This window comes from Acinetobacter sp. TUM15064, from assembly GCF_008980265.1.
GTDB lineage: Bacteria > Pseudomonadota > Gammaproteobacteria > Pseudomonadales > Moraxellaceae > Acinetobacter.
In genome coordinates this window covers 1-4845 of record NZ_BKFU01000114.1, presented here as the reverse complement: position 1 = coordinate 4845, position 4845 = coordinate 1, and the positions used below count along the sequence as shown (strand labels likewise).

Below are 4845 nucleotides of genomic sequence, written 5' to 3'. Positions count from 1 at the left end.
GTGGATCGAATCGCTGGTTTACTGTATGAAAATGAAAAAAATCTTTTTAGATCATTGATTCCGTATGATCATGATGAAATATTCCAAACGGCGTTAACCAAAAAAGGAATTAGATTGTAATTTTATTTAGTTCCAACGATGTTTTGTTTATTATCAACACAATCATCTTTTTTGAATTGTGTTATGACCGTGAATATCCCTGAATCCTTAATGAATCTTGAAGCCAATGGCGGTATCTATGCAGTATGGATGATGCTGCAACATTTAGGTATAGATGCAGAGATTGAACAATTGATTGATGTCTGTGCTTATGATGCAACGTTTGGCACCACAACGATAGGCTTGGCTGTAGGCTTAAAAAAGTTTGGTTTCAATGTGCATTTCTATACCGATGAAGACCCTGATCTTCAAGAACAAGAAAAACTGAGTTATGCCGAAGCTGAACAGTTAAAGTTACCTATTTCGCCTGCAATCAATTATCAACACATTCAGCAGGCGTTTGAACAGAATAACTTTATTATTGTGTATTACGATACTTTAGAAGGCGTCGGAAACCATTCACTGGTTTATTCTATAGATGAACAAGAAATCTGTTTCTTTGACAGTTTTGAGGCGATGCCAGCATCTGTATTTGAACAACAACGAAAAGCCGAAGGCATTTGTCGTCAGGTGATCATGATCGAGAATGCAAACTTTGAGACTCATGCAGAACATTAAACCTTAAAAAAGAAGATTAAAATGAAAAAAATAATAGGGTTATTCGTATTTATGTCTATGCACGTGAGTGCGAATGACAGTACGGGTTTTGTTGCAACAGGCGGTGTGCAATATCTGAAAAATAAAGATATTCAAATGTATAGTGAAAACTTATTTATCAGTAAAAAGCGAATCATTGTCGATTATGAGTTTAAAAATTTAAGTAAACATTTGGTAAACGAGACTATTTTATTTCCCATACCGAAAGTTCAAAATTACATGGACTATGATTATGCTGATGCCACAGGTTTAATTGATAGTTTTAAAATTCAAGTTAATGGTCAGCGTATACAGCCTCAGGTGCATGTACGGGCTTTTTTACCGAGTAATGAACAAGAATATGTTCATGATGGAGACTTTCAAGCCGATGTAACGAATGAGCTTATGGCTTGCAGTCTCACGCAGCAAGAGTTGATCCAGCCGTGGAAAGGTGAAAATGCCGATATAAGTATTTCTATTCAGCAAAAAATTCAAACTTGTAAAAATCCAAGAGTGCAAAAACTATTAAAAATTCAAGATGAAGATCTCATTCGCTGGCAGTCTCAGGTTATTTATAGTTGGAAACAAAATTTTAAAGCGAACAGCATGACCCGTATTCAGCATGAATATGCACCATTGGTCGGTGGTTCGGTCTCTTTATATCCTGAAGAGGATGAAAAGACTTATTGTATGGATCAAAGCTTCAAAGCGGGTTTGAAAAAAGCCAAATCACAATATGCACCTTATCAGGCGTTGGGTTATATCTTGAAAACGGGCGCAAATTGGGCGAAACCGATTCAAAATTTTAAACTGACGATTGAGCGTGATCCCAATGAGTTGGTTTCATTTTGTTGGAATGGTCAGGTGAAAAAGATCAGTTCGACACAATTTCAAATGACAGAAAAGAATTTTGTGCCTAAGCAGGATTTAGATATTATTTTTGTGCGTAAGTTTTAAGTAGTAAAAAGCCCATCAAAGGATGGGCTTTTGCTTTTATTCTTGCTCTGCGGCATCCGCCTTGTCGTGCCAGTATTTGGCTTTTTCTTCATCCGCATCAATACCTAGTGCATTTTCATAAATGAAAGCCAAATCACGCATGGCTTGAGCCTCACCCAGTTCCGCCGCTTGTTGTACCAGTTCAATTGACTTAGTGACATCTTTTTCAACCACATCGCCCCGACGGTAAAAACCAGCCAACTCTAATATTGCAGTAGGGTGTTTCAGTTCAGCAGCTTGTTTTAACCAGTGATGTGCATGTCCAAAGTAGGTTTCTGCTTCGCTTGGGTCTTCTTCACGAAGTTCTTTGGCATAAAAAGCATAACCTTCACCCAGCCAATACATGGCTTCTACATGACCTAATGCTGCTGCTTTGAGTGCCCATTCTTCTGCAAGGGTAATGTCATCTTCATTTTCACTTTGCATATACAGTTCAGCAAGTTCAAATTGAGCGTCACTATTACCTGTTGTTGCAAGGTTGACCAATTCAGCAGGAATTTTAGGAGATTTAGGCATAGAAATAACCAAAGATTTAAACTGTGGATAGCCTAATGCTTTCAAGTGAAAAAGCCAATCCGAAGATTGGCTTTTAGACTTAGATTAGGTGCAAAGTTAGACTGGATATAAATATGAGTAAAACTGAAACAGCGATATTCCTAATTTTTTGCTCAAAATAACTCAAGCAAAGTCCAACAAACAACGCCGCGAAGCTAATCACGCCAACCCAATAACTGATTTCAGTGCTCCAGTGTCCTTGCGTTAAGCAAATGAACAAAGAAACAATGAGGAGTAACCAACCTATAGTGGTTGCTAAGCGGGTTTGCTGAAGTGTCAGTTCTTTGTTAAAGATTTGCTTTTGATGCTTAGATATACTGCTGGCAAGAGCAAAAAAACCTAGGGTTGCTAGAGCCCATATCATTAGAAACCAAATCATGCTTCGGCCTCCTGAACAGGTGCTTTCACTTTTTTATTCGGCAAACCTTGATGCTTTTTAACTTTGTCATAAGCGAAATAGAAGATCACTGCCATTATCCACATGGCTAGGTCAACCGATGCAATCATCCACTGACCCTGCGCAATGCTGTTCCACAAAGCCTGACCACCTGTCATAAAGTTGACCACTGGTAACAGTGCGAAAGCGAGTGTTGCCAATAACAGTAAGTCTAACCATGCTTGGCGGTGGGTACGGAAAATGGCATAAATTAGTGTGAGTAACCATACTGTAAAGAAGCTACGGATCTCCCAGTTTAGACGCATTTCTACATCTGCTGGAATGAAACGGTTGGCATAAAAATATGCTGCGCAGGCCAAAGGTAAACCAATAATGGCTGCAATATTCAGGACTTCAACCAGTCGGAAGCCAAACGATTTATAGCCTTGTTTTTGCTGTTGGGGCGCGCGTTTTACACACCAAAGAATCAGACCTGTAGCGACCATGAGCGTGCCTAAAATGCCCGAACAGAATAGCAACCAACGAAGAGCTAAGTCGACGCCGCGAGCTTCGTGTAAGACGGTGACCACGTTATAGATACCACTTGGAATAGATGGGTTTTTTATCCGTATATTTTTATCCGTTTCATCTTGACCCGTGACCCCATTGTAGTTGAGTGTTGCATAGACATTGCGATGCGCGACACTTTCAGCACGCAAGGCACGGAACTCAATTTTGGCTTGGTCTGTATTGGGTGAAATAATGTTAATCGAAGCAATTGGATTGTCTTTCCACTGCTGTTGTACTGTCACCATAATCGGCGCTAGGTCTGTCAGTGGTGCAGGATGGAGTACAGGTTGTGGATGTTCCCCACCACGACCTTCAGCATGTTCACCACGTTGCTGTCCGCGCTCTCCACGATCCGCTCTTTCGCCTTCGCGTTGACCTCGACCTTCGCGCTGCTGATCTTCGGCCTTTTGGGGCTGCTCAATCATGCTGGCCTGTTGGTCACGTAAGAACTGTTGTCGGTTTTCATACGCTTGGTTAATTCCCCAAGGCATGAACATAAACATGAGTAGCAGTAAGCCACTAAAAGTAATCATTAGATGAAAAGGCAATGCAAAAACAGCGGTTGCATTGTGTGCATCCAGCCATGAACGCTGACCTTTGCCTGAGCGAAAGGTAAAGAAGTCCTTAAAGATTTTTTTATGGGTGATGATACCGCTAACAATTGCAACCAACATGAACATGGTGGCAATCCCGACCAACCAACGCGTCCACAGGCGGGGTAAACCGTACAATTCAAAATGGAAACGGTACAGGAACCCACCACCACGCGTATCCCGTGGTTCAATCACTTCACCAGTTGCACTGTCTAAGGTGATCCGTGTCCCACCACGACGTGCTTTCGGGTCTTCACCAACGGCACGAATAGTTACTTCAGTCGTAGTTTGCCGTGAGTTGGGTAGTTGAATGTTCCAACTGCCTGCATCAGGGTGGTTTTTTTGTAAATAGTTGAGCGCGACCTGCACTTGTAGCACTTGAGACTGCGCAGGGATAGATTGATGGGTTTCGGGTTTCATCCAAGTAGAAATTTCATTTTGGAAAAAACTGAGTGTTCCAGTCACAAAAATTGCATACAGCAGCCACCCTAAAATGAGACTGGCCCATGTATGCAACCATGACATGGATTGGCGCGGTCCTTCCGCTTTTTGATCAACACGCATTGAAAAACTATCCTAAAAATTTGAGTAGGGCATACAGTGCAATACATGGCACAGCAATACCGAGCGTTGCTTTTAAGGTTTTTTGAACCATAAAGACCCAAATAAAGGCAGCACAGTTAAGACAAAATGCAATGAGTGTAGTGCTCATAGCCGCATTCACAGGATTGGCTATAAAGATTTTAGCAATGGCTAATGCAGAAAGTGCTGCAAGGAGATAGCCTCCAAGTAAGGCAAGAGCAAATCGGTACAACACCATAAGGCGGTAGCTAACGGGGGTATCGACTTTTTTCTTTTTGGTTGGTTTCGGACGAACTTTTTCCGAATGAACCAAGGCATCAATTTGAGTGGTGCTATTCATGGAAGACAGTTGGTGCTTTAGTAAACAGTGTTGTAAATGATAACAATTATTATTTAAATTAAATAGATGGTAATTTTATTTATTTTTTCTGTAATGTT

The 4845-nt window shown here is 41.0% G+C and carries 6 protein-coding genes; 2 read left to right on the top strand and 4 right to left on the bottom strand.

The genetic code is table 11. From position 1 onward, the window contains the following. Positions 1–183 precede the first annotated feature (183 nt). Positions 184–717 (top strand): peptidase C39, encoded by a 534-nt coding sequence (locus tag GBI16_RS17680; protein WP_151707581.1) that lies wholly within the window; start codon positions 184–186, stop codon positions 715–717. Positions 718–738: 21 nt separating this feature from the next. Continuing rightward, the gene (locus GBI16_RS17675) at positions 739–1692 is read left to right on the top strand and encodes a DUF4424 family protein (protein ID WP_151707580.1); all 954 of its coding nucleotides are present in this window, start codon (positions 739–741) and stop codon (positions 1690–1692) included. 36 nt (positions 1693–1728) lie between these two features. Here the strand turns inward: GBI16_RS17675 and GBI16_RS17670 are convergent, their stop codons facing one another. The 4 genes from GBI16_RS17670 to GBI16_RS17655 form a co-directional block, all read right to left on the bottom strand. Next, a complete protein-coding gene (locus tag GBI16_RS17670; protein WP_171494586.1) occupies positions 1729–2247 on the bottom strand; it encodes a tetratricopeptide repeat protein in 519 nt (172 codons plus the stop codon). Positions 2248–2326: 79 nt separating this feature from the next. After that, the gene (locus tag GBI16_RS17665; RefSeq protein WP_151707578.1) at positions 2327–2665 is read right to left on the bottom strand and encodes a DUF3325 domain-containing protein; all 339 of its coding nucleotides are present in this window, start codon (positions 2663–2665) and stop codon (positions 2327–2329) included. Next, positions 2662–4389 (bottom strand): PepSY domain-containing protein, encoded by a 1728-nt coding sequence (locus GBI16_RS17660; RefSeq protein ID WP_151707577.1) that lies wholly within the window; start codon positions 4387–4389, stop codon positions 2662–2664. The genes GBI16_RS17665 and GBI16_RS17660 overlap by 4 nt, the downstream gene beginning before the upstream one ends. A 7-nt stretch (positions 4390–4396) precedes the next feature. Beyond that, entirely contained in the window at positions 4397–4747 is a 351-nt protein-coding gene (locus GBI16_RS17655) for a hypothetical protein (RefSeq protein WP_151707576.1), read from the bottom strand. Positions 4748–4845: the final 98 nt, after the last annotated feature.

Coding starts and splice junctions, on each gene's coding strand:
- GBI16_RS17680 (WP_151707581.1), top strand. CDS start 184: ATGACCGTGAATATCCCTGAATCCTTAATGAATCTTGAAGCCAATGGC.
- GBI16_RS17675 (WP_151707580.1), top strand. CDS start 739: ATGAAAAAAATAATAGGGTTATTCGTATTTATGTCTATGCACGTGAGT.
- GBI16_RS17665 (WP_151707578.1), bottom strand. CDS start 2,665: ATGATTTGGTTTCTAATGATATGGGCTCTAGCAACCCTAGGTTTTTTT.
- GBI16_RS17660 (WP_151707577.1), bottom strand. CDS start 4,389: ATGCGTGTTGATCAAAAAGCGGAAGGACCGCGCCAATCCATGTCATGG.
- GBI16_RS17670 (WP_171494586.1), bottom strand. CDS start 2,247: ATGCCTAAATCTCCTAAAATTCCTGCTGAATTGGTCAACCTTGCAACA.
- GBI16_RS17655 (WP_151707576.1), bottom strand. CDS start 4,747: ATGAATAGCACCACTCAAATTGATGCCTTGGTTCATTCGGAAAAAGTT.